This window comes from Haloferula sp. (genome assembly GCF_049672945.1).
Classification (GTDB): domain Bacteria; phylum Verrucomicrobiota; class Verrucomicrobiia; order Verrucomicrobiales; family Akkermansiaceae; genus Haloferula.
Map to the genome: position 1 here is coordinate 1 of NZ_JBATWY010000064.1, position 1557 is coordinate 1557.

The following is a 1557-nucleotide window of genomic DNA, read 5'->3' on the forward strand; positions in this document are numbered from 1 at the left end:
CGAATGGCACTGTTTTAAGCCAAAGCTCGGGATTTCCCGCGATGCGGTGATTCCTTGTATTCCGCTCGCGGAACGGTGAGGTAGCTGAAGTTTTTCGGTCGCTTCTTCTGGGCTCTCGGCTCCCTCCGGAATGGGCGAAAATTGATCACCTTTTCGGCGATCATTCCGATTGTCGAAGTCCATATCTCACGGATCTTGTTCACGTGCCTTTGCCTTCGCAGGTAGCGGGCGGTGTTCGACACGATTGTGTCGAGCGCTCCTTTGAAACTCATCAACCGGAGATCCTTTCCTATCGAATGCGCCGCTTCCTGGCAGCCCGACTTTATCAGGTTGTACGCGATGAGGGCCATGCGTAAGGATTTGCGAGCGGTTTCGGGCGTCTTCACCCGTAGATGATCCATCTTCAGCGTAGTCTTGATGTCCCTCAAGCGTAGCTCGATGTCCCAGCGCTGGGCGTAGATGGCGGCGAGATCCTGCCAGTCGTATTTCTCATGATCTGTCAGGGTTGTGGCCAGCACCATGCGCCGCTTCTTCCCATCCCGATCCTCAAAGTAAAAGCGGATCAGGCGGACTTCCATCTCGTCCGGGAGCGCGGCCCATTCCTCCGATGTTAGGGGGCTGCCTGATGGCTTTTGCGATGGCTTCTTCCAGACGACTAATCGCTGGTGATTGTCGATCTTCTTGCCACGCCGCCAGTCGAGCACTCGGTGCCTTGCTTGATGCAGGCGCATGAGCGTGTGGACCTGCTGCTCATCCAGTGTGGACATGAGTTCGTAGGTGCAGAAAGCGCGGTCGCCGCAAAGGATGTCGCCTGGGTGGAAGCAGTGGAGAAGCTTGCGGTAGATTGGTGCGTCGTGGGCACTTTGCTCGCCTTCGACGAAGTCTTCCCAGCCGCCATGTGCGTGGTTTAGCACTCCCATTATACCCATGACGGGAAATCCACAACCGTTACCCTGACTACTCGGCTGTGGGTATTCGGATTGGTTTTCCTCGGTGTCGTCGAGCGACATCGAACTTCCGTCGATGGACTTGATGATGTGGCCCTGATAGGTGTCCTCTGGCTGAATGCGGGTATTGAGATGATCGTTGATCCGGCTGTTTACGGCTGTGAGAAACTTAAGAGGGAGTCGACCTCGCCCCCTGCTGAAGGAGCCTGTGTCCTTGTTGGGCACAGGCAGGCCTGCGTCGTCACACCAGGCTTGGACGAGACTCACGGCCTTGGAGAGTGAGGCGTTGGTTTCGAAGATCTGAGCAATCCACGCCCAGAAGACGACGACGTTGCAGTACTGACGAATTCGCTTGGAGACGGAGAGTCCGTGGAGGAATTCAGCGGGCAGGATGTGGGAGAACTGCAGCGCGTAGGTGGCGATGGAGGAATCCGCGAGATCACGGCGTCTGGCCGAGAGAACATCTTGCAAGCGACGACGGATGCTGCCACAAATCTGTGTCGGAAATCCGCTCAGGAACGGTTCGTTATTGGTCACACATTATCTAACAGTTCCGGCGGGTTTTCGGCCACTCTTTTATCCCGAGATCCGGCTTAAAACAGTGCCATTC

Annotated in this window: 1 protein-coding gene; it reads right to left on the bottom strand. The window is 56.1% G+C overall.

The genetic code is table 11. The features are described from left to right. Window positions 1-14: 14 nt before the first annotated feature. Window positions 15-1484 (bottom strand): IS4 family transposase, encoded by a 1470-nt coding sequence (locus tag WBG04_RS05580; RefSeq protein WP_424313390.1) that lies wholly within the window; start codon window positions 1482-1484, stop codon window positions 15-17. Window positions 1485-1557 lie beyond the last annotated feature (73 nt).